This window comes from Actinomycetes bacterium, assembly GCA_036000965.1.
Taxonomy (GTDB): domain Bacteria; phylum Actinomycetota; class CALGFH01; order CALGFH01; family CALGFH01; genus DASYUT01.
Genome location: DASYUT010000224.1, coordinates 1 through 1682 on the forward strand (window position 1 = coordinate 1; position 1682 = coordinate 1682).

3 protein-coding genes are annotated in these 1682 nt (G+C 71.1%); 2 read left to right on the forward strand and 1 reads right to left on the reverse strand.

Going from position 1 to position 1682, the window contains the following annotated elements; genetic code table 11:
- Positions 1 to 655, forward strand: a 655-nt coding sequence (locus VG276_20395; protein HEV8651686.1) for a hypothetical protein, incomplete at its 5' end; no start/stop codon positions are given.
- A gap of 98 nt (positions 656 to 753) precedes the next feature.
- On the opposite strand, the gene VG276_20400 is transcribed toward VG276_20395, so the two are convergent.
- Complete coding sequence (locus tag VG276_20400; GenBank protein HEV8651687.1) at positions 754 to 1113, reverse strand: VOC family protein; 360 nt, start codon at positions 1111 to 1113, stop codon at positions 754 to 756.
- 74 nt (positions 1114 to 1187) lie between these two features.
- Here VG276_20400 and VG276_20405 point away from each other — a divergent pair.
- The coding region (locus tag VG276_20405) for a hypothetical protein (GenBank protein ID HEV8651688.1) at positions 1188 to 1682 on the forward strand (495 nt) is incomplete at its 3' end.

The following is a 1682-nucleotide window of genomic DNA, read 5'->3' on the forward strand; positions in this document are numbered from 1 at the left end:
CATCCAGAGCACCATTGCCTTCTACCAGGGCCGCTTCACCAAGGCGCTGGAGATCGCCCGGGAGGCGCAGCGGTACGTAACCGAGCACACCGCCGCGCGGCTGGCTGTCGACGAGGCCAAGGCGTACGGGGGCCTTGGGCCGGCCTATCGGCGGGAGCTGCGGGAGGCCCTTGACCGTGCCGAACGGCAACTGCCGGATGTGCTGGCGTTCGAGCCGGCCGCGACCTCGCCGTTCGGCACGGAGATGTTCCTCTACCACGCGGGAACGGCCTGCGTCCGGGCGGGGGACGAGCGGGCTGAGGAGCTTGCCCGCGAGGCCATCCGCGAGTACGAGACGCTGGCGGCGCGGCGGGACCCGCGCAGCAGCTTCGCCAACCTCGCGGCGGCGCGCCTGGACGTTGCCCTTGCGCTGGTGCAGGGCACGCGCCCGGACCCCAAAGAGGCGGCTCGGCTGGGGATCCAGGCGATGGCGGTGCCGAGGGAGTTGCAGCATGACCAGGTGAAGCGGCGGGTGAACGAGCTGCTGATGCCGCTGCTGGCCGTGCCGGCGTGGTGGAACCTGCCGGTGGTCAAGGAGCTGAACGAGCTGGCCAAGAGCTACCGCCCGCTGGCGCTGCCGGCGCCCTCGTCGCGCCGAGCGTTGAGCGCCTCCTGAACCCGGCCGCTTGGACGGACTCCGAGGTGTGGCGACCCCTCTGAAGAGGGCGCCGTCCGCGGATCCTGAGGAGCAAGCGCCTTCTGCTCCTTCGTGCCTCACACGGCGCGGTCGGGTCCTTGGGCGGCGATCACGCAGAACTCGTTGCCGGCGGGATCCCGCAACACCTCCCACCACGTGTCGCCCTCCTCCACGCGGCCCTGGCGCAAGGCTCCCAGCCGGACGAGGCGCGCGGCCTCGGCCTCCGGGTCCTCGGTGTAGAGGTCAAGGTGCAGGAAGTTCGGCCCCCGATCCCGATCCCGCTGGAAGGTGAGGTGCGGATCGCGGCCCGACGGATCCTTCAGTCCCGCGAACGGGTCCCACAGCGCACGGTCCTCGTAGCCCAATGCCTCGGCCCAGAACGACGCCAACCCTTCGGCGTCGGGGCAGTTCACGGTGATGCCTCGCAGTCGCAGCACGACCATCCTCCGTTCTCGGTCGTTCCCGAGCCGTGGTCCCGATCGTGTCGCCACGACTCGGGGAAGACAGCCTTATGCTACGTTCGTTAAGTTCGGTACGGAACGCTGGCGTTATCGCCCGGGTCGGCGGCATCGACCTGAACACCCCACCGATCCGCGCCGCGCTGGCGGCGGTCCTGGCGCTTTCGGCCGCACCCGGCGGCCTGCACCGTCGCCGACCCCGGCCGCCAAGGTGGGAGGCGACGGGCGGGCAGACCGGCTCCACCATCCGCCAGGCCGCCGACGACCTGCGCACCCTCCGCGGCAAGGACCTGATCGTCAAACCCGGCCGGTCGCGGCGCTCCCAGGTCCCCCACCAGCCGCCCGCACCATCGCCGCCCTGCTCACCCTCCGTGAGCAGGTCACCGGCCCATCCTGGCCGGTGTCCGCAGCCCCGACGCGGCCGCAAACCCGCCCACTGGACCGCCATCGACCCAGACGACGAGACCCTCCGCGTCGGCATGCAGACCCTCTTCCTCGACCTCGGCATCACCACCAGCAGTGCCGCGGCATCGACAACCTTTGTCGAT